The following is a 21,325-nucleotide window of genomic DNA, read 5'->3' as shown; positions in this document are numbered from 1 at the left end:
TGAGCGCGGGCCACCTCACGCCACGCCGCCCACCTTGCCATCGACGTCGCTTGCGCCTGCCGCGGGCGTCGCCGTGACAGGCGCCGGTGAGGTCGGCGCCGAGGCCGCGCTCGCGCGGGCCGGACGGCGGTCGGGAAACACCGCATCGCGCAGACGCAGGAACGGAAACTCGATCGCGCGCGTGGTCACATAGCCGAGCACGATCGCGACGAAGAACTGCGCGCCGAGCACGACCGGCCACGCGGCCAGCGCGGGCACGTGCAGCGCGTCGAGCTTGCGGATCAGAAAATCGCCGGGCGCGAGCGCGAGCGAATGCCAGAGATAGATCCCATACGAATACACGCCGAGCCACGCAATCGCGCGATACAGCCACGACGCGCGCAGCCCGCCCGAATGTTCGAGCACGAGCACGATCAGCGCGCAGAAACCGGCGGCCTGAAGCGTGAAGCCGATGCTCTCGTCGAGCGCGACATGGCGCGTCGCCAGCGTGAGCCACGCGACCAGCAGCACCACCACGCCCACGAGCCAGCCCTTGCGCGCGGCGAGCCCGCGCCAGACTTCGGGCTTCATCCAGTAGACGGTCGCGAGCATCACGCCGAACAGCAGGCTGTCGATGCGGTACTGCGTGTAGTTGAACGCGGCGTCGAGATTGCCGCTCGCCACGGCGATGCTGCGCGCGCCGAGCACGAGCGTGCAAAGCACGGCCATCACGCCGATCAGCGCATTGGCGCGCAGCCGGAAATGCGCGAGCACGATCAGCAGCGCGGGCAGGAACAGATAGAAATGCTCCTCGACGGCGAGGCTCCACGTCTGCGCAATCGAGGTGCCGAAATAGTTCTGCAGATGCGTGAGGTTCTGCCACAGGAAGGTGTCGCGCGGATGCCGTCCGGCCAGCACGTGAAAGAGGATCAGCACGTAATACGCGGGCCAGATCTTGAAGATCCGCCGCACGATGAAACGGCGCGCGGCGATGCGGCCGTTCTGCGCGTACTGGCGCAGCAGCAGGCCGCCGACCAGAAAACCCGAGAGCGTGAAGAACAGATTGACGCCCTCGTGGCCGAAGCTCTTGAGCGGATATTCGATGAAGTCGACCCACGCGTGACCGGTGTGCACCGTGTGGAAATGAAAGCCCATCACCGCGAGGATCGCGATGCCGCGCACGAAGTCGAGCTCGATCGATCGTCCGCGCACCGCGGGCGGCGCGCCGCGCAACAGGTTCATGTCGGCTCCTCGCAATGGCGGTCCGGCTGGCGAGCCGATCCGCGTTCCGATGTGGCTTCCGGTGTGGCTGGCGTTGCTGCTTCCGATACGGTTTCCGAAGGGGCTTCAGGCGTGACTTCCGAAGTGACGTCAGCAGTAACTTCAGCAGTGACTTCGATCCGCGTCCGCGCCCCCGTCGGACCGACCTGGTCGCCCCCATCTTGCGCAAGCGCGCCTGTCGGCGTGCGCCAACTTCCCGGCATTCTCGGACAGACCCCATCACGCCCGATCGATCATTTTTTTCGGCCCGCCACAATTCTGTCCCTTCGCGCCAGCGGCATGGCAACGCGTTCGCGGCGTTTTATATTGGGGCGAAACTCCGCATGCGGCGCTGGCCGTATGCGCAACCACGCACCGCTGCGGGAGGAACGCCGATGCGAAACAAACATGCGGTCCTCTGGATCTGGCTGTGCTTCGTGCCGCTCGCATTCGACTACAAGGCGCCCGATTCGCAGTTCGGCCATGGCGCGCAATGGCTGGTCGTGTTTCCGGCGCTGGCCGGCGCGGCCATCCTCATGATGATCGGCCCGCGCTTCACGCGCGAGTCCCGGCTGCGTTCATTCGTGACGATCATGCTCGCGCTGAGTCTCGGCGGCAGCCTCGTCGCGCAACTGCTTCAGCACAATCCGATCGGCAACTATCTGCGTGTGATCCTGCCGTTTCTGCTGTTCGCGCTCGGCTACTTCGCGATGTGCCGGCCGTGGCATCCGGTGCGCCTCGCGCAGATGCAGAACGCGCTCTACTACGCGAACGTGCTCGGCCTGATCTTCACGTTCCTGTTCGGCATGTTCGCCGTGGGCGGGCCGCTGTCCGATATCCGCTTTCGCATCGTCTCGCCGACCATGCTCGGCCTGCAGGCGATGCTGCTGCATCAGTTCATCGTCGCGCGGCGCTTTTCGGTGTGGATGGTGCTGGTGTTCCTCGCCACGCTCGTGGTCGAGCTGCTGAGCGTCACGCGCAGCCTGCTGGTCGCGACCGTGATGCTCACCATCTTCGCCGCGTGGCTCGCCGCGCCGTCGATCAGCCATCTGATCAAATCGGCCGTGCGCACGCTCGCAGCGCTGCTCTGCGTCGTGGCGCTCGCGGCAGGCACCGCGTGGCTCTTTCCGTCGATCACGAATCACTGGTCGCAGCGCATTAACGCCGCGCAGAATTCCGACTCCGACCGCGATCCGACCACCATCACGCGCATCGCCGAAATCCGCGATCAATACGATCAGGTGACGGCGTCGGCGGAAACGCTGCTGTTCGGCAAGGGCTACGGCCACGTCTACCGCTATTCGCCGATCTACTTCCCCTACGTGCGCGAGACCTTCAGCAAGTCCGACTATTTCGACACCAGCGACTGGGTCGCGGGCCACAACTTCTGGGTCTATCAGCTCTACGCCGAAGGCATCGTGTTCGGCGCCTGCATGCCGATCGCGGTGCTGGTCGCGCTCGTGGCGGGCGGCGTCGCGTTCCGGCGCTGGCACCGCCTCGCGCCACGCGAGCCGCTGCTGATGCCGTTCAGCATGGCGATCCTCGTGCTGGCCGCGCTGCCGGGCGCGTCGATCGGCGGCAATCCGCTCGGGCCGCGTTTCTCCGGGCTCGTCTACGGCATCGCGCTCGGCCTCGTGGTCGCGCTGTATTCGCAGCTTCATTACCGCATCGACATACTGCGCCGCCGCTCCCATGGCGATCCGTACGCGCATCCGCAGCAACGCCCGCGCCGGCGCGAACGCGCCGAGCCCGCCTTCCGACCTCCGGCGCCCGCGCCGGCGCCGCTCTCTCCCTACGCGACCCCGGAGCCCCGATGAAAATCCTGCATCTCGTGTCCACCGTCGATCCGCGTTCGGGCGGTCCCATCGAAGGCGTGCGTCAAAGCGGTCTTGCGATGGCGGCGCTCGGCCATCGCATCGAAGTCGTCTCGCTCGATCCGATCGACGCGCCCTATGTGCGCGATTTTCCGCTCCCGCTGCACGCGCTCGGTCCCGCGCGCGGTCATTACGGCTATTGCCCCGCCTACGCGCAGTGGCTGCGCGCGAACGCCACGCGCTTCGACGCGGCCATCGTCCACGGCCTCTGGCAATACCACGGCTACGGCGCGTGGCGCGCGCTGCGCTCGACGCGCCTGCCCTACTACGTCTACGCGCACGGCATGCTCGATCCGTGGTTCCGCCTCACCTATCCGCTCAAGCATCTGAAGAAGTGGGCGTACTGGCCGTGGGCCGAATACCGCGTGCTGCGCGACGCCGCCGCCGTGATCTTCACGACCGAGGAGGAACGCCTGCTCGCGCGCGAATCGTTCTGGCTCTATCGCGCCAACGAACGCGTCGTGCCGTTCGGCACCAATCCGCCCACGCTCGACGCGAACACGCTGCGCGAGGAGTTTTTGCAGGCGTCGCCGCATCTGCGCAACAAGCGCATCGTGCTGTTTCTCGGCCGCCTGCATCCGAAGAAGGGTTGCGACCTGCTCGTGCACGCGTTCGCCGAGCATGCGCGCGCGACGCCCGACGCCCATCTGCTGATGGCCGGCCCCGACAAGAACGACTGGCAGCCCGCCTTGCAGGCGATCGCGCAGTCGCACGGCATCGCGCATCGCATCAGCTGGCCCGGCATGCTGCAAGGCAATCTCAAGTGGGGCGCGTTCCATGCGAGCGACGTGTTCGTGCTGCCTTCGCATCAGGAGAATTTCGGCGTGTCGGTGGCCGAGGCGCTGGCGTGCGGCCTGCCTGTGCTGGTCTCGGACAAGGTCAACGTGTGGCGCGAAATCGAATCGGACGGCGCGGGCTTCGTCGCGCCCGACACGGTCGCGGGCACGCAAGGGCTGCTCTCGGCGTGGCGCGGACTCGACGACGCACAGCGCGGCATGATGCGCGCGCAGGCGAAACGCACCTTCGACGCGCGCTTCGCGATGGGCGGCATGGTGCGCTCGCTGCTCGCGCTGCTGCACGAGCATCCGTCGCACGCCGCCGCGCGGGCCCGCACGCAGCGCGCGCTGCATGTCGATACCGCCGATCAGCCGGAAGCGACCGTGACGCTGCGCAACTGAATGTCATAAGGATAACGATTGAAAATCGGACACGGTGCAGTCAGGCCGCGTCGCGACGGAACGGCGCCGCGCGAGATCGCGATGCGCGCGCCGGCCGGGGGTAAGCGATTCCTGAACTGAGGGGACAAGGCTATGTCACACAGCATATCGGGTGGTTCGAGCGTGACGGGCGCCGACGCTGCGGCGCTCGCGGATAAACAGGCAGTCACACAGGCGATCACACAAGCAGGCGCATCCGCACCGTACGGACGCGCAAAACGGCGCGGCGCGCTGAGCGCGGCGACGGCATTGGCCGCGCTCGTTTCGCTGCTCGCGGGCTGCGCGTTCTCGCCGGGCATGACCGCGCCGTCGAGCGTCACGCAGGCGAAGGCCGCCACCGAAGCGGCGCACGCTTCGGGCGGCACGAACAACGACGCTCCGCCGCCGAACGCGCTCATCGAAATCAACCCCGCGCTGATCGCGAAGGAACACGCCGCGAGACCGACTATCGTGCCCAACGACGTCGAGTCGCTGTTCGGCACGCCCAAGCCCTATACGCTCGGCCCCGGCGACGTGCTGTCCATCGTCGTCTGGGATCACCCCGAGATGAATCTGCCGACCTCCTCGACCGGCAGCAACAGCCAGCAGGATCAGAGCACGAGCCAGGTGGTGTCGGGCTATACGGTCGATTCGTCAGGCACGATCCAGGTCGCGTACGTCGGGCCGATCCACGTGGCCGGACTGACCGAACTCGACGCGCGCAATCTCGTCGCCAGCAAGCTCTCGTACTATCTGCACAATCCGCAGGTGACGCTGCGCATCGAGGCGTATCGCAGCCGCCGCGTCTATGTGGACGGCGAGGTGCGCACGCCGGGCCTGATGGTGCTCAACGACATGACGATGTCGCTGCCCGAGGCGATCAACCGCGCGGGCGGCTTCACGGCGGCGGGCGACCGTTCGCGCGTGAGCGTGACGCGCGGCAAGAAGACGGTGCTCGTGAACATTCCCGACATGATCAAGAAGGGCGTGAATCCCGACAACATCATCCTGCAGAACGGCGACCTGATCCGCGTCTATTCGGAGAACGACAGCAAGGTCTACGTGCTGGGCGAAGTCGGGCATCCGGGCAGCATTCCGCTCGACAACGGCCGCCTCACGCTCAACGAGGCGCTCGGCAACGCGGGCGGCATCAGCCAGGGTTCCGGCGACGCCTCGCAGGTCTACGTCGTGCGCGGACAGAAGGAAGGCCACCGCACCGTGTATCACCTGGACGCCTCGTCGCCCGAATCGATGGCCACCGCCGACGAGTTCGAGCTGAATCCGAGCGATGTGATCTTCGTCGACGCCTCGTCGCTCGTGAAGTGGAGCCGCGTGGTGAACCTGATCCTGCCGAGCACGCAGGCGGCCTCGGCCGGGCGAGCCGTGGGGTATGGCTATTGATCGACGACGCTTCGCGTAGTGACGCGCTTCACGCAAAACGGGCCCTGTTTCAAGGGCCCGTTTTTTATGTTCGCGCGCTTTCTTGTTCGCGGCTTATTCGCGGCTTATTCGCAGCTCACTCGAAACGCCAGCGTATGAACCGGCACGGATTGCCGCCATACACGCCGCCCGCTTCGAGCGAGCGATGCACGACCGAGAGCGGCGTGACGACGGCAGAGCGCCCGATCGTCACGCCCATCTGCACCACGCATTTCGACGACACCCAGACGCCGTCCTCGATCACGATGGGCGCGACGCGCAGATCCATGTTCGTGCGCATGTCGTGCGAGCCCGCGCTCAGAAACGCGCCCTGCGAAAGACAGACGTTCGAGCCGATGCGGATGGGCGCCTGGTTGTAGAGCCAGACGTCGACGCCGATCCAGCAGTGATCGCCGAGTTCGAGATTCCACGGCGCCTTGACGCGCATCGGATGCACGAGGCGGCAGCCGTGCCCGACCTTCGCGCCGAACAGCCGCAGCAGCCCCACGCGCAGCGCCGAGAACGGCAGCAGGCGGTTATCGAGCACGCAGGTCTCGACGATGTACCACGCGGCCTGCACGAGCTTGCCGCGCCGCGCGACGTAATTGCCCTTGCCCGCGCGGCTCAGATCGATCACAGGCAGATCCGCGCGCGCGGCGGGGGCTTCCTGCGCACGCGGCGGCGGCATCGCGCCAGCGGCGTGCGCCGCGTATCCTTCGCCCGTTTCAGCCATGCGCGCTCCTTGCCCGTCGGGGCCGGTTCGACTTCGCTTGTTGATCTTGTGGCTCTTGTCGATCTTGTCGATCTTGCCGGTCGTGATGCTGCTGTAGGGGTGGCGCGGCTTCGATTGCACGACGGCAAGCGCCTCCATTATCGGGCGGCGGCCCGCGCGCCTCGCACGCGTGGCCGAGATGGCCGGGGTTTTGGCGCAGCCACGCGACGCAGCGTGGGCACCATGCAAGCATGGCGCCGCACCGTGCGGCGCGCGGGAATGACGCTCATGATCACGCCTCGCCGTCCGTATCCGCCGATGATTCCGCTTGCCGCGCTCGTCACGCTCTGCGCGGCGCTCGCGGCGTGGCCGTCGATCGTGCACGCGCAGGGCGACGCGGCGTCGGGCACCTCGGCGTCGGCGAATGGCCAGCGCGGCTCCGCCAGCGGGGAGAGCGCACTCACCGCCGCCGCGCGCCGCGCTCGCGCCGACGAACAGCGCCTGCTCGGCAGCCCGGGTGCGTCACACAATCCGTATGGCGGCGGTGGCGCCTATAGCAGCGACGGCGCCTCGCCCGAAGGCCAGGAAAAAGCTTTGACGACCGAATCGCGGATGCACATCGTGAGCCCGACCGACTTCTATGCGACGGGCACTGGCGCATCGGGCGGCGGCGGCCGCGGGACAGGTAGCGGCGCATCGAGCCGCGCGCGCGGCGCCAGCGCGATGAACGGCGCCAGCGCGGGCCGCAGCAGCACGCACAGCCGCATCACGCACGCCAGGCCGGACAACGCCGCCTCGGGCGCGCAAGGCGGCGGCTGGGCGGCCTACGACTGGGGCGCAAGCACCACCTCGCCGACCGCCAAGATCTACGGCAATCCGTATGGCTCGCAACGCGCGGCCGCCGCGCAGCTGTATCGCTCGCCGTGGTGACGCGCAACGTATCGCGCACGCGACGAAGCTCGCCACGAAACTGAATCGCTTCGGCGCGTGCCGTAACACGCGCCGAAGCCGCCGCGATCCCACACACCCATCACGCGTCGCGGTGCTCGACCTCGCTGAGCGGCGCGCCGGTCGCCTCGGCCTGATCTTGCGCCGACGCCTGCGCGGCCACCACCGCCTCGTCGCCCACGATCGCACCCACCAGCGCCGCCAGCCGCGCCTCCAGCGCGCCGATGATCGCGTGCGGCGACAGCATGCGCTGCGCGTAATGCCGCGCGGCCTGGCCGAGCGCCGCGCGCCGCGCCGGATCGGCGGCGAGCGCGACGATCGCCTGCGCAAGCGCCGCGCCGTCTTCGGGCGGCACCACGATGCCGGTTTCCGTCACCACGTCGGCGAGACTCGTGCCGGGCCGCGCCATCGCCACCACGGCGCGCCCGCTCGCGAGCATGCCGGTCAGCTTCGAAGGCATGACGAGATCGGCGGCGTCGTTACGCTGCGGCAGCACGTGTATGTCGGCGACATTGAGCAGTTCGTTGAGCATCGCCGTCGGCTGCAAGGGCAGCACGTGGCAGTTCGGCAGCGTCGCGCAGCGCGCTTCGAGATCGGCCTTGCCCGCGCCGTCGCCGCAAAACACGAAGCTGATGTCGGGTCGCACCGCGAGCGTCGCCGCCACATCGGCGAGAATTTCGATGCCCTGCTTCGCGCCCATGCTGCCCGAGTACAGCACCACCGTATGATCGAGCGGAATGCCGAGCTTCGCGCGATAGACGCTCGGCTGCGGCAGCGGAAAGATCGCGTGCGTGTCGACCCAGTTGGGCAGCGACACGGCGCGCGCCGCGTCCACGCCCTTGTCGACGGCGCGCTCGACCATGCGCGGCGAGATCGACGAGACCACGTCGAAGCGCCGCAGCACCGCGCGTTCGAACGCGCGCGCGAGGCTGGCGACGCGCGAACCCGCGCCGCCTTGCAGCAGGCCGAGATCGAACGCGGCGTCCACTTCGAAGTCCTGAATATGCAGCCAGGTTTTCGCGCCGATCAAGCGCGCCACCGTGAGCAGGCCCGGCGCGCAGAACAAGGTCGGCGCGATCAGCATCGCGGCCTGCGGACGCCAGCGCGCCTCGCGCACGAGCACCGGCAGCGACATCAGCGCGAAGCTCGCCAGATGGATGATGCGCTTGAGTCCGCCGGGCTTCGGCGGCACCCACAGCGGCGCGCGCGACACCGGCACGCCGTGCCAGTTTTCGCGCCGGTAGCGCCACGCCCGATAGCCGTCCTGCACACGCCATTGCGGGTAATACGGCGGCGCGCACACCACGCGCACCTCGTGGCCGCGCGCCACGAGCTGGTCGACCATTTCCGCCGTGTACTTGCCGACGCCCGCGACTTCGGGCGCGAAATTCAGACCGTAGATCAGGATTCTCATCGGCTCGTGCCAGGTTCGTGCTCTGTCGTGTTCTGCCCTGTCCGAACGGCGCGCGACGCCACGCCGGACCGGAAAAAAAAGCGGGCGCCATTCGCCGGTCCGCACAGGACGCCCGCCGCCAACAACAACCGCGTGTCAGTCGGGCCGCTCAGGCGTGGGCGTGGGCGTGGGCGCTGGCTTCGGGCACGGGCGCGCCGTGCGTGTGCAGGAAGTCGCCGTAAGTGCGCGCGAGTCCCTCACCCAGCCCGATATGCGCGCGCCAGCCGAGTCCGCCGAGGCGCGAGACGTCGAGCAGCTTGCGCGGCGTGCCGTCGGGCTTGCTGGTGTCGAACACCAGTTCGCCGTCGAAGCCCACCGTCTCGCAGATGCGCTCGGCCAGTTCGCGGATCGACAGATCCTCGCCGACGCCCACGTTGTAGACGCCGTCGCCGGTCTCGTGCTCGAGCACGAAGATCGTCGCATCCGCGAGATCGTCGACGTGCAGGAACTCGCGGCGCGGCGTGCCCGAGCCCCACACCGTCAACGAGCGCGCGCCGCTCGCGCGCGCCTCGTGCGCCTTGCGGATCAGCGCCGGCAGCACGTGGCTGCTGCCGAGGTCGTAGTTGTCGTTGGGACCGTAGAGATTGGTCGGCATCAGCGAAACGTAGTGCGTGCCGTACTGCCGGTTGTACGCCTCGCAGAGCTTGAGGCCCGCGATCTTCGCGATCGCATAGGCCTCGTTGGTCGGCTCCAGCGGCGAGGTCAGCAGATAGGTCTCGCGGATCGGCTGCGGACATTCGCGCGGATAGATGCACGACGACCCGAAGAACACCAGCCGCTCCACGCCCGTGTTGTAGGCCGCGCGGATCACATTGGTTTCGATCGCGAGATTGTCGTACGCGAATTGCGCGGGCTGCGTCGAGTTCGCGAGAATGCCGCCGACTTTCGCGGCCGCGAGCAGCACCGCGTCGATCTGCTCGGCGTCGAAGAACGCATCGACGGCCGACTGATCGGTGAGATCGAGTTCCGCGCGCGTGCGCGTGACGAGGTTCCAGTAGCCGCGCGCCTGCAGCGCGCGCACCAGCGCCGAGCCCACCATGCCGCGATGGCCGGCCACGAAGATGCGGGAGTTCGTGTCCATGCTCGTCACTCGTGATGTTCGAGCGCGCGGAAGCCCGCGAGCGTAACGAGCGCGTCGCGGCGTGCGATCTGGTAGTCGGAGCGCACCATTTCCTTGACGAGCGAATGGAACGACGTGGTCGGACGCCAGCCGAGCTTTTCCTGCGCCTTGGTGGCGTCGCCGAGCAGCGTCTCCACTTCGGTCGGACGGAAGTAGCGCGGATCGACGCGCACGATCACATCGCCCGCTGCGAGACGCGTCTCGCGCCCTTCCACGTGCTCGACGATGCCCACTTCATCGACGCCCGTGCCCTCGAAACGCACCGTGATGCCGAGTTCCTCCGCCGCCGTGCGGACGAAATCGCGCACGCTGTACTGCACGCCGGTCGCGATCACGTAATCCTCGGGCGTCTCCTGCTGAAGCATGCGCCATTGCATGTCGACGTAATCGCGCGCGTGGCCCCAGTCGCGCATCGCCGAGAGATTGCCGAGATACAGCTCTTTTTGCAGGCCGACCGCGATGCGCGCGATCGCGCGCGTGATCTTGCGCGTGACGAAGGTCTCGCCGCGCTGCGGCGATTCGTGATTGAACAGAATGCCGTTGCACGCGTAGATGCCGTGCGCTTCGCGATAGTTCACCGTGGTCCAGTAGGCGAACAGCTTGGCGACCGCATACGGGCTGCGCGGATAGAACGGCGTGGTCTCGCGTTGCGGCACTTCCTGCACGAGCCCGTAGAGTTCCGAAGTCGACGCCTGATAGAAGCGCGTTTTCTGCGTGAGCCCGAGAATGCGGATCGCTTCGAGAATGCGCAGCGTGCCGAGTCCGTCGGCGTTCGCCGTGTATTCGGGTTCCTCGAACGAGACCGCCACGTGGCTTTGCGCCGCGAGGTTATAGATCTCGTCGGGGCCGACGCGCTGGATCACGCGCAACAGCGCCGTCGAATCGGTGAGTTCGCCGTGATGCAGCTGGATGCCCTGCTCCGGGTCGTGCACGTCGCGATACAGATGGTCGATCCGATCGGTATTGAACAGCGACGAGCGGCGCTTGATGCCATGCACCTCGTAGCCCTTGTTCAACAGCAGTTCTGCCAGATACGAACCGTCCTGACCGGTGATGCCGGTGATCAACGCAACCTTCCGAGCCATCGTTCTCTCCTCGCGTCAAAGCGAAATGGATTGTTCGGCGCATCGGCCGCCCGCGCGCGGGCCGGCGCGCCGCGGACTTACCCTGCGATGCTTTCGTAACCGTAGTAGCCGCCGCGATAGCCGCCGCCGACGAACGCGCCCGTTTGCGGCACGTCCGTGAGCAGCACGCCGCACAGATTCACGCCGCCGTTGCGCAGCCGCTTGGCCGTCTCTTCCAGCTCCGAAAGCGGATGCCGGCCGTGGCGGATCGCGAGCAGCGTCGTACCCGCATAACGCCCGATCACGGTCGAGTCGGTCACCGCGAGCACCGGCGGCGTATCGACGATCACGATGTCGTACTTCGACTTGAGTTCTTCGAGCAGCGATTCGAAGCGCGCGCTCATCAGCAGCTCGGACGGATGCGCGTGCAGCGAGCCCTTCGCGAGCACGTCGAGACCCGGCAGCACTTCGCGCTGGATCGCGGCGTTCAGGTCAGCGCCGAGCAGCACGTCGGAGAGACCCAGTTGATGCGCGATGCCGAAGTGCGAGTGCACGTCGCCGCGCCGCATGTCGCCGTCGACGATCAGCACGCGCTTGTTCACCGAGGCGACCAGCGCCGCGAGATTGACCGAGAGGAACGATTTGCCGATATCGGGCCGCGAGCCCGTGAGCATCACGATGTTGTTGCGCGCCTCGTTGAGCGAGAGCTGCAGCGTGGTGCGCAGGCTGCGCACGCCTTCGACCGCGATGTCCTGCGGCGACTGCTGCGCGAGCACGTGCAGGCCGCGCCGGCGCGACGCCACATGATGTTGCAGGCGCAGTTGCTTGTGGCTGCGCGGCACCACCGCGAAGACCGGCACGCCGAGCGCCGCTTCGAGTTCGTCGGGACGCTCGACGCCGCCGTACAGCGACTTGCGCATGAAGGCGATCAGGATGCCGAGCACGATGCCCGCGCCGATCGACAGCACGATCACGAGCACACGCTTCGGGCGCACCGGATCGTCGGGCGGTTCCGCGAAATCAACCACGCGCACGTCGCCGACCTGACCGGCCTTCGCCACGCGCAGTTGCTGGGCGCTGTTGAGCAGGTTCGTGTAAAGCTCGGTATTCACGTGCACGTCGCGCAGCAGGCGCACCGCCGCCTGTTCGGTGTCGGGCAGGCTCTTGACCTTGCTCTGGAGCGCGCCCTGCGAGCTGGACAGCGCGGCGATCTGCGCGTCGAGCGCGGCCACGGCCGGGTGATGCTCGGTGAAGCGCTGCGCGAGTTCGGCGCGCTGCTGTTGCAGGTCTTCGAGACGCGTCTTGTTGTCCACGACCTGTTGCAGCAGCAGGCGGCTTTCCTCGCCGAGATCGACGGTGCCGTGCTGATTGCGGAAGTTGTTGTACTTCTGCTCGGCGTCGTCGAGCTGCTTGCGCAGTTGCGGCAGTTGTTCGTCGAGGAAGGCGAGCATATGCTCGGCTTCGGCCGAGCGGCCCTGCACGTCCTGGCGGATGAACTCGTGCGCCATGCTGTTGAGGATGCCGGCCGTGAGCTTGCTGTCGTGGCCTTCGAGGCTCGCGCGGATCACGCCCGACTGCAGGCCCACTTCGGACACGTCGAGCGCGCGTTGCAGCCGCTCGACGGTGGTGAGCGTCGAGGCGCGCGTCAGCGAAAACGGCGTGCCCGCCGGGCCGTTCAGGCGGTCGACGTGCAGCGAGATCGGACCGTCGGCCGTGTTGGCGGAGACATCCTCGCCCACGCGGCCTTCGAGTAGCGCGACGCCCTCGGGGTCGCGCAGCACATACGCGCCGTCCTCGCCCGCGACCAGCGTGAAGTCCTGGTCGTAGAGCGCGTCGGGCGTATCGAAACGCGACACCGTGATCTCGCCGCGTCCCCACGCGTAATTATTCGAGCGCAGGAACGCGGGCAGCTTGATGCCCCAGCTGCCGTTTTCGAGCCCCGCGAGCAGGCCGCCGATCACGGGCATTTCGCGCGGCTTCGCGCCGATGTCCAGATGCAGCCGGTTCACCGTTTCCTGCGTGACGAGCCGCGACTTCAACATCTCGATCTCGCCGTTGGCCGAGGTCTTTTCGTCGAACATGCCGTTGATCGGCGGCAGGCCCGCATCCTTCTTGCCGTTGTCCGCCTTGTCGACGAGATGGAACATCACGTCGGCGCGATACGTCGGCCTCGCGAGAAACGCGTAGCTCGCGCCCAGCAGCGTGACCGCGAGCGTCACGATCGCGATCGTGCGCCAGTTGGCGACGATCGTTTGCAGGTAATCGCCCAGATACCGCTCTTCGGTGCTCACGGCGTAGCCGCCGTCAACATAGTTCATCGCCATCTTCCGTCTCCCGAGATCCGGTGAAACCCATGCGCCGCGCGTCGGCTGCGCGCTTCGCATGCGGGAGCCGCGCGGGGACCGGACCGCGCGGCTCCAGGGCCCGAGCGCTCAATAGGCGTTCGGGCTGAACAGTCCATGCGCGATCGTCGCCGCGATGATGCGCATGTCGAGCCAGAACGACCAGTGGCCCAGGTAATACAGATCGTGCGCGACGCGCAGCTCCATTTTTTCGAGCCGGTCAGTCTCGCCGCGAAAACCGTTGACCTGCGCCCAGCCGGTGATGCCGGGCTTGATGCGGTAACGGTGGATGTAGCCCGTCACCACACGCTGATAGAGGTCGTCGTGTTCGAGCGCGTGCGGGCGTGGGCCGACCACCGACATGTCGCCGCGCAGCACGTTGTAGAACTGCGGCAGCTCGTCGAGACTCGTGCGGCGCAGGAACGCGCCCACACGCGTCACGCGGCGGTCGCCGCGCGTGGCCTGGCTGAGCGTGCCGGCGGCCTCGCAGTGCACGCGCATCGTGCGGAACTTGTAGATCGTGAACACGCGGCCGTCCGCGCCCTTGCGGCGCTGCTTGAACAGAATCGGTCCCGGCGACGAGAGCTTCACCGCGACCGAAATGCCGAGCAGCACCGGCGTCAGGCTAATGAGCGCGCAGGTCGCGAACACGCGGTCGAACACGGCCTTCTTGAACTGCGCGCTCGCGGGCAGCGGCGAGGCCACGAGATTGATCGCGGGCACGCCGAGCAGCTCGATCACGCTGCTGGTGTCGAACAGCGCGAGCGAACGCACGTCGGGAATGAAGCGGATGTTCACGAGGTCGTTGCGGAACTCGGTGACGAGACGCACCACCGTGCGCTCCTCAGCGAGCGAGAGCGCAAGCCACAGTTCGTGCACATCGTGCTCGCGGATGTACTGCGCGAAGCCTTCGATCGTGTCGCACAGCGCGGCGCCGGTGCCGTTGCGCGGCGGCGTCTCGGGCACGGTGTTGTAAAGCGCCGAAGCGCGAAAGCCCGAGCCCGGTTCCGAATCGATGCGCCGCACGATCTCGTCGCACTGCGCCGCCGATCCCGCAATCGCCACCTGATGCAGGTTCATGCCCGCGCGCCGCACGTGCGAGAGCACGCCGTGCGCGATCACGCGCCATGCAATCAGGAGCCCGGCGGCCACCGCGGTCCAGTACGCGAACCAGAGCCGCGAAACCGCATCGACGTGATGCATCGTCGAGTACATGGCGATCAGCGCGCAGCCCTGCACGACGATCCACGCCACCGCCACCTGCCCGGCCATCAACGCCTTGGAACGGCCGCGCCACGATTGATAGAGTTCGAACGCCGGAAAGATCACGAGCGCGAACGCCGCCGCCAGCAAAACGAATGCCTCGTTCATGCCACGCGGCGTGAGATCGTCGAAACGAATCTGCGCCGCCACACTCGCGCCGACGAACACCGCCGTCACGTCCAGCACTCTCGCCATCAGATTTTGAAGCTCGCGCATGTCGGTCACCTTGCCGATCGTGCCGGGCCGCTCAATTGCAGCGTCCGTAGGTATCGTCGAAACGGACGATGTCGTCCTCGCCCAGGTACGCGCCCGACTGCACCTCGATGATCTCGAGCGGCACCTTGCCGGGATTCTCGAGTCGATGGCGCGTGCCCAGCGGAATATAGGTCGATTCGTTCTCGCTCAACAGGAAGGATTCCTCACCACGTGTGACGAGCGCGGTGCCGCGCACCACCGTCCAGTGTTCGGCGCGGTGATGATGCAGCTGCAGCGAGAGCCGCGCGCCCGGCGTCACGACGATGCGCTTGACCTGGAAGCGCTCGCCCTGATCGATCGAGTCGTAGAAGCCCCACGGGCGCTGCACCTTGCGGTGCGCGTCGGCTTCGGGCGCATGCTGCGCCTTGATGCGCGCGACCAGTCCCTTCACGTCCTGCACTTTCGAGCGATCGACCACGAGCACGGCGTCGGCGGTTTCGACCACCACGAGATTGGTCGTGCCCACGCACGCCACGAGGCGGCCTTCCGAATGCGCGTAGCTCGCCACGGCGCCTTCGAAGATCACGCGCCCGCGTCCCACGTTGCCCGCTTCGTCCTTGTCCATCGCGGCCCACACGGCGTCCCACGAGCCGAGATCCGACCAGCCCGCGTCGAGCGCCACCACCACGCCCTCGGGCGCCCAGCCGTTGCTGCCCGAAAGACGCTCCATCACCGCGTAGTCGATCGAATCGGCGGGTGTGCCCGCGAAGGCCTGCGCCGACGGACGGAACACGTCGCCGTCCTGCTGGCCGCCGACGAAGGACGCGAGGCAGGCCGCATGCATGTCGGGCTGCAACGCGCGCAGCGCTTCGAGCCATACGCTCGCGCGCATCACGAAGATGCCGCTGTTCCACCAGTAGCCGCCTTGCGCCACGTACTGCGTGGCGAGTTCCGGCGCGGGCTTTTCGACGAAGCCGTCGATGCGATGCGCGCCCGCTTCGAGCGCCTCGCCGATGCGGATGTAGCCGAAGCCCGTTTCCGGCGAGCGCGGCGGCACGCCGAGCGTGACGATGGCGCCGCGTTGTGCGTGGCGCGCGGCGCATTCGAGCGCGCGCTGCAAGGCCTTCACGTCGGCGATGGCGTGATCGGACGGCATCACCACGAGAATCGCGTCGTCGCCGTTGGCGCTCGCGAGCGCGGCGCCGAGCGTGAGCGCAGGCGCGGTGTCGCGGCGTGCGGGCTCGACGACGAGCCGCGCATCGATGCCGCACGCGTGTAATTGATCGGAGATTACGAAACGATGCGCCTCGCCGCAGACGACGATCGGCGCGCCCGCGACCTGCCATTCGGGCGAGAAGCCGTCGAGGCGATGCACGGTGGCCTGCAAAAGCGTGTCGCTGCCGACCACGCCAATCAGTTGCTTCGGAAAGTGCTCGCGCGACATCGGCCACAGCCGCGTGCCCGAACCGCCCGCCAGCACGACGGGGACGATGCGCGTGCACGCCGTGTCCTGCGCGATCGGCGCTTGCGGCGTCGGCTCGGACGCCATGGGTGGCAGAGGTGGCATCGGTGGTTGAGCGGCGGATTGCTGAATCCCTGATCTTTGCATCATGTTCGGACTCCTGCATATCTGGCGGGATCGCCGTGTCTCGCGACAAGCGACCCGGGACCGCGAACAAGCGGCGGCAAAACGATAGAGGCGATGGACGGCCGCGTCGACATGCAGACAGGCGGCTATCGGACCTGTGGCTTGTGGCTCAGTATCCGCGCACTAGCGGCTCATGCGGGCTCATGTATGTTCATGCGGACTCGTGCATGCCCGTGCGCCGCCGCGCCATACCGCGCAGCTTCGCGCGGCATGCCGGCGAGCGGCTGCGAGGTTCATCCGCCCGCTTCCCGGCGGCTTTGCTCGCGATATTCGGAGGGCGAGATCATCATGCGTTTACGGAAAATTTTCGCGAGACGGTCGCCGTTGCCCATGCCCGTGCGCCGCGCGATCTTGTCGACCGGCAACTCCGAATCCGTGAGCAGACTGCAGGTGATCGCCAACCGTGCATGCAATAGATAGTCCGATGGCGTGATGCCCATCTCCAGCTTGAAACGGCGCAGAAAATTCCGCTCGCTCATCGCCGCAACCTGCGCGGCGTCGGCGATCGAGATCGTCCGCTGGCAATTCTCCTGCAGCCAGCGCGCGGCCGCCCTCACCTTGTCGGCGGGCGCGCTGCCGAGCGCATCGCCGAGAAACGGCAAGAGGTTGCCGCCCGAATCGGGCATCAGCCGCTCGGTCACGGCGCGCGCAACGTCCACGCCGAGATCGCGTTTGACGAGCGTAAGCGCACTCTTCATCGACTCGAGCCGGTCGCCGGCGTCGCCGCCCGCGTCCTCACGCGTGTTCTGCATCGCGTAGGAGCCGAACTCGCGCTGCGTGCGCTGGCCGCACAGATTCGCGGCTTCGAGCAACGAACGTCCTTCACCGATCGGCCGGATGGTCGCGGTGTTCGCATGCACATGACGCAGCCACGCGATCAAGCGTTCGTCGTTGGCCGCGGCGAAAGCGCCCTTGCCGCCCGCGACGAACAGCGCGTCGAAGCCGACGTAATGACGCGCATCGAGGCCGTCCGTCCACACGCGCACCGACGACGAGCAGGTGACGTTGCCGCCATCGGCGGAAAGAATGCTGACATCGTAAGGCGAGCGCCTGGCGGTATCGGACGACAACTCGTTGGCGACATGAAACACTTCCGCCACGATACCGGCACCAAGCAACGAACAGCCATCGAAAAGCAGTATTGCGATATGACGCACTTCACGACTCACACCCGCGGTAACGAAATGCGGGTGAGCAAACGACGGCAAATCCAGACTTGCGTATGCCATGCTTTTCCCCTAAACAGCCCCCGTCCTAGTGAAAAGTCCTGGTAATAGCATTCCGTGTGCAGTGCATCATAGGCAGATAAAAAATCGCGCAACGACGACTGACCGAAAGTGGCGAGACATTGGCGCATTTAGTCCGGTCGCGGACCGATTTGAAGCATGTGCATCACGGCTTCGATCAGACGCAATCCGCCCCGGCGACCATTCGATCGATATGTCGAATAATGGCCGGTGGTCCGCGGAATGGCTCAGATTAAAGCCTCGACAAACGCACCATTGATACGACGAATACTACGGAGTCTTCCGATCTTTACGCATCGCGCAGGATGGAATGAGGCGGGAATACAAAGACAGCGCGCTTATTCGTCTGATTTAAAGACGTAAAATTAACCTGAAAGCGTCAATTTCATACGCACTGACAGGATATTAGACGTTTTTAAATCAAGTTGCACTGCACAATATCAGATAACAATTGCAGTTGTTTTATCGATACGCATTGGCGTATTTGTGTGAATTATGTGGGCCAGCGCACAGAATTGCGCGAAACGACTGAAGCCTGGCGGCGCACGTTCATCGGCAGCCTTTAGGCTTGGTTTTTCATGCTCTTTTAACCCGCGAAACCGAGTCAGGAATCCGCCGATGAATCCGCTGCGATATTGCACGATATCCGCACTCGCGCGTTCGCGTGATGCGTGGCCGACACACAATGCGCGCAAAACCTGGCCAATCGCGCCAGGTGCTGCTGCGCCGCACACGACTGCATTCATCGCACGTGACAGGTCGGATCGATCGATCCCCGACGCGTGGCTGACACGCGGCTTGCGAAGCGCCATCGCGCAGACCGCTGTGTTTGCGCTCGTGAACGTGGCGGCAAGCGTGGCCGCAACACTCAAGCGTTCGAAACATCAGCACAATGACAACGCGCGCCATCACCACGCGACACGCGGCCTACGTGGCCAGCGTGGCCAACGTGGCGCAAGCGCGAGGTTCGCATTCTTCGCGTGCGTGCTGATGTTCGGCGCGCTGGGCGCCGCCACCTGCCGCGCCGACGAGGCCGTCGTGTGCCGTAACGCGCCCGGCGACGCGGCCGCCGCGCCCGCGGGCGACGATCCGATCACGGCCGACACGCCGGGCAGCGACGGCACGCGTCTCTTTCCTCGCGGCAAGAGCGTGCGCATCGACGTCGTCACGCGCGCACGCGGCAACGACAAGGTCCAATGGCAGATCGACGACACGTGGAGCCGCCCGCAAGCGACCGGCTCCTTCGCCGTGGCGCCCGGCAAGCGCGTGACGACGCTCACCTGCACGATGCCGCAAGCGGGCTACTTCGCGTTCAGCGCCACGCTCGCGTCGATGGCATCGGACCCCGACGGCACGCTGCCTCGACGCGGCACGCGTCCGGGCGGCATCGCGAGTTTCGGCGTGCTGCCGGACGTGAGCGCCGTGCTGCCCGAGCCGCGTCTCGCGCGTCAGGACCTGCACCGCTTCGGCGGCCAGGGCACCGCGTTCATCGCGCCGGGCCAGCACTGCTGCGGCGGCGACGGCTATCGTCCGCTCTATACCGATCTCGGCCTCACGTGGGCCAACGACGAGCGCAAGTGGTACACGATGGAGCCGGACGCGCCGAACACTTTCGATCCGTCCAAACCGCAGCTCGCGAGCTGGTTCGAGCGCGGCGACATCATGCGGCTGATCCTGCTCGACGGCATTCCGAAGTGGGCCGCGCCGCCCGACAAGGCCGCGAAGATCACGGACACCAACTTCACGCACAGCTACGCGCCCGCCTCGCAGGCCGCGCTGCGCGAGTTCATGACGCGCGTGGGCACCGAGTCCGCGCGCGTGCGCGCCAAGATTTTCCCGCGCCAGTCGCGCAATTACTATCAGGTGACGTGGGAACCCGACCCCGACGGCGGCCTGCCCTGGCGCGACTCCGACGCGAATTTCGTCGCGACCTATGCGTCGGTGTATCAGGGCATCCACGCGACAGATCCGAACGCCGTCGTGATGGGCCTCACGTACTCGGGCGTCAGCGACAACACCAAGTGGCTCAAACACTTCGCAAAACTGAACATTCAGAACTATCTCGACGGCCTGACGATCCACGGCTACTACGACTTCGGCACGAGCCCCTCGCATCCGCCCGAACGCGTGATCGACACGCCCACGGGCAAAGGCCCCGCGCTGCCCATGGCGATGCGCGATCTGCGCGCCACGATGCGCGATCTGCTCAAGCCCGGCGCGCCGCTGTTCGTCACCGAAACCGGCATCAGCTACGACATCGGCAAGACATATGGCCCGCGTTATCCCGACGCGCAAACGCTCTACGCGCAAGGCGCGGTGGTCGCGCGCACGCATCTGATCATGCTCGGCGAAGGCGCCGACGTGACCTTCGTGTTCTATTCGCAGGACATGCCGCAGACCTCGGCGGGCTATGGCGTGTTCTTCGAACTCGATCACGCGGATGGCGCGTACGGCGCGGGCAACATCAGCCCGAAACCGGCCGCGCTCGCGGTCGCGGCGATGACGCGCATCGTCGACGGCACGATCACGCTCGGCGCGCTGCGCAACACGCCGCCGGGCGTCTACGCGTACGCGTTCGCGCGCCCCGACGGCAAGATCGTCACCGCGCTCTGGAGCCACGACGACGCGCGCTGGAGCGCGAACGTCGGCTTCGACGCGAAACGCGCGACCAACTGGGCGCTGCCGGTGGACGCGCGCGGCAGCGCGGGCAACGTGAGCGTGTTCGACATGATGGGCAACGCGCGCACGATGAGCTACAAGGACGGCATGCTGCCGCTGAGCCTGACCGAATCGCCGGTCTATGTGGTGTCGGGGAACGCGGCGATCGCGAAGGCGAACGCGATCACGCCGGCGGGATACGTCGCGCGTTGAATCTCATCGGCGTGCGCGGTCGGGGCTGCATTGCACGCCGCCGCTTCAATACGTGGGATCGTTACGCCAATCGAATCGCCGCGGCAACCGGGAATGCGCAACTTGGCCCGCGATAGCGAAACTTAGGCGGCAAACGACAGTGCGCCGCAAAATTGGCACGCCTAGACTGCTGTTGAACGCGCTGCGGCCTGCTTCGCCGGTTTCGTCCAGTCGTCCGCCACGCATACGAGGCGAGCGCGCGTCGGGCTGTGCCCTTCCCTTCCCACTGGACCGCTCGCTCATGCTGTCGCCAACCGAATTTCTCGACGTGGTGCGCCTCGCGCCGCTCGTCGCGATCGACCTGATCGTCGTGGATGCGCAAGGCCGCGTGCTGCTCGGCCAGCGGCGCAATCGTCCTGCGCGCGGCACCTGGTTCGTGCCGGGCGGACGCATTCGCAAGGAGGAACGGCTCGACGCGGCGTTCACGCGCATCGTCGAAACGGAGCTGGGCATCGCGGGCATGCAGCGCGCGGCGGCGCGTTTCGGCGGCGTGTACGAGCATCTGTACCCGGATAATTTCGCGGCGGAGAACGGGATCGGCACGCACTATGTGGTGCTCGCCTACGCGTTCACGCTCGACAGCACCGTGCCGGTCGGGCGCTTCGATCAGCACAGTCAGTACGCGTGGCTCACGCCCGAGGAAATCCTCGCGCGCGACGATGTGCATGCGAATACGAAGGCGTATTTTTCGTAGC

At 66.7% G+C, this 21,325-nt stretch carries 16 protein-coding genes; 6 read left to right on the top strand and 10 right to left on the bottom strand.

Features of this window, described 5'->3' with window-relative positions; all coding sequences use genetic code 11:
* Positions 1 to 15: 15 nt before the first annotated feature.
* Positions 16 to 1,221 (bottom strand): acyltransferase family protein, encoded by a 1,206-nt coding sequence (locus LDO54_RS01270; protein ID WP_224004959.1) that lies wholly within the window; start codon positions 1,219 to 1,221, stop codon positions 16 to 18.
* Between the two features lie 413 nt (positions 1,222 to 1,634).
* Between LDO54_RS01270 and LDO54_RS01265 the strand changes: the two genes are divergently transcribed.
* The 3 genes from LDO54_RS01265 (at position 1,635) to LDO54_RS01255 (ending at position 5,710) form a co-directional block, all read left to right on the top strand.
* The gene (locus tag LDO54_RS01265; RefSeq protein ID WP_224004956.1) at positions 1,635 to 3,056 is read left to right on the top strand and encodes a hypothetical protein; all 1,422 of its coding nucleotides are present in this window, start codon (positions 1,635 to 1,637) and stop codon (positions 3,054 to 3,056) included.
* On the top strand, positions 3,053 to 4,291 hold the full coding sequence (locus LDO54_RS01260; RefSeq protein ID WP_224004954.1) for a glycosyltransferase: 1,239 nt from the start codon (positions 3,053 to 3,055) through the stop codon (positions 4,289 to 4,291). Before LDO54_RS01265 ends, LDO54_RS01260 begins: the two co-directional genes overlap by 4 nt.
* A gap of 132 nt (positions 4,292 to 4,423) precedes the next feature.
* Entirely contained in the window at positions 4,424 to 5,710 is a 1,287-nt protein-coding gene (locus tag LDO54_RS01255; protein ID WP_224004950.1) for a polysaccharide biosynthesis/export family protein, read from the top strand.
* Between the two features lie 115 nt (positions 5,711 to 5,825).
* Here LDO54_RS01255 and LDO54_RS01250 read toward each other — a convergent pair whose 3' ends face one another.
* Complete coding sequence (locus LDO54_RS01250; protein WP_224005194.1) at positions 5,826 to 6,416, bottom strand: putative colanic acid biosynthesis acetyltransferase; 591 nt, start codon at positions 6,414 to 6,416, stop codon at positions 5,826 to 5,828.
* A 312-nt stretch (positions 6,417 to 6,728) separates the two neighbouring features.
* Between LDO54_RS01250 and LDO54_RS01245 the strand changes: the two genes are divergently transcribed.
* Positions 6,729 to 7,370 carry a hypothetical protein gene (locus tag LDO54_RS01245; RefSeq protein WP_224004946.1) on the top strand — a complete coding sequence of 214 codons (642 nt, stop codon included), beginning with the start codon at positions 6,729 to 6,731 and terminating at the stop codon, positions 7,368 to 7,370.
* 100 nt (positions 7,371 to 7,470) lie between these two features.
* On the opposite strand, the gene LDO54_RS01240 is transcribed toward LDO54_RS01245, so the two are convergent.
* The 8 genes from LDO54_RS01240 to LDO54_RS01205 all read right to left on the bottom strand — a co-directional run bounded on the left by LDO54_RS01240 (position 7,471) and on the right by LDO54_RS01205 (position 18,532).
* A complete protein-coding gene (locus tag LDO54_RS01240; RefSeq protein WP_224004943.1) occupies positions 7,471 to 8,802 on the bottom strand; it encodes a glycosyltransferase WbuB in 1,332 nt (443 codons plus the stop codon).
* A 148-nt stretch (positions 8,803 to 8,950) separates the two neighbouring features.
* The gene (locus tag LDO54_RS01235) at positions 8,951 to 9,922 is read right to left on the bottom strand and encodes a GDP-L-fucose synthase family protein (RefSeq protein WP_224004940.1); all 972 of its coding nucleotides are present in this window, start codon (positions 9,920 to 9,922) and stop codon (positions 8,951 to 8,953) included.
* A 5-nt stretch (positions 9,923 to 9,927) separates the two neighbouring features.
* Entirely contained in the window at positions 9,928 to 11,046 is a 1,119-nt protein-coding gene (gene gmd / locus LDO54_RS01230; RefSeq protein ID WP_224004937.1) for a GDP-mannose 4,6-dehydratase, read from the bottom strand.
* A gap of 77 nt (positions 11,047 to 11,123) precedes the next feature.
* The gene (locus LDO54_RS01225) at positions 11,124 to 13,349 is read right to left on the bottom strand and encodes a polysaccharide biosynthesis tyrosine autokinase (protein WP_224004919.1); all 2,226 of its coding nucleotides are present in this window, start codon (positions 13,347 to 13,349) and stop codon (positions 11,124 to 11,126) included.
* 108 nt (positions 13,350 to 13,457) lie between these two features.
* Positions 13,458 to 14,846 carry an undecaprenyl-phosphate glucose phosphotransferase gene (locus LDO54_RS01220; protein WP_224004916.1) on the bottom strand — a complete coding sequence of 463 codons (1,389 nt, stop codon included), beginning with the start codon at positions 14,844 to 14,846 and terminating at the stop codon, positions 13,458 to 13,460.
* A gap of 31 nt (positions 14,847 to 14,877) precedes the next feature.
* Positions 14,878 to 16,374, bottom strand: coding sequence for a mannose-1-phosphate guanylyltransferase/mannose-6-phosphate isomerase (locus LDO54_RS01215; RefSeq protein WP_224004913.1), 1,497 nt, complete (start codon positions 16,372 to 16,374; stop codon positions 14,878 to 14,880).
* A gap of 332 nt (positions 16,375 to 16,706) precedes the next feature.
* Positions 16,707 to 17,702, bottom strand: coding sequence for a GlxA family transcriptional regulator (locus LDO54_RS01210; RefSeq protein ID WP_065065081.1), 996 nt, complete (start codon positions 17,700 to 17,702; stop codon positions 16,707 to 16,709).
* Between the two features lie 458 nt (positions 17,703 to 18,160).
* A complete protein-coding gene (locus tag LDO54_RS01205; RefSeq protein ID WP_224004911.1) occupies positions 18,161 to 18,532 on the bottom strand; it encodes a hypothetical protein in 372 nt (123 codons plus the stop codon).
* A 178-nt stretch (positions 18,533 to 18,710) separates the two neighbouring features.
* On the opposite strand from LDO54_RS01205, the gene LDO54_RS01200 reads away from it, so the two are divergent.
* Positions 18,711 to 20,591, top strand: a complete 1,881-nt coding sequence (locus LDO54_RS01200; RefSeq protein ID WP_224004908.1) for a hypothetical protein — start codon at positions 18,711 to 18,713, stop codon at positions 20,589 to 20,591.
* Between the two features lie 280 nt (positions 20,592 to 20,871).
* Positions 20,872 to 21,324: a GDP-mannose mannosyl hydrolase gene (locus tag LDO54_RS01195; protein ID WP_224004905.1), complete on the top strand. Its 453-nt coding sequence runs from the start codon at positions 20,872 to 20,874 to the stop codon at positions 21,322 to 21,324.
* Position 21,325 lies beyond the last annotated feature (1 nt).

It is taken from the genome of Paraburkholderia tropica (assembly GCF_914484835.1).
Lineage (GTDB): Bacteria > Pseudomonadota > Gammaproteobacteria > Burkholderiales > Burkholderiaceae > Paraburkholderia > Paraburkholderia tropica_A.
Note: the sequence above shows the minus strand (reverse complement) of the source record. Positions and strands in the feature narration are given on the sequence as shown.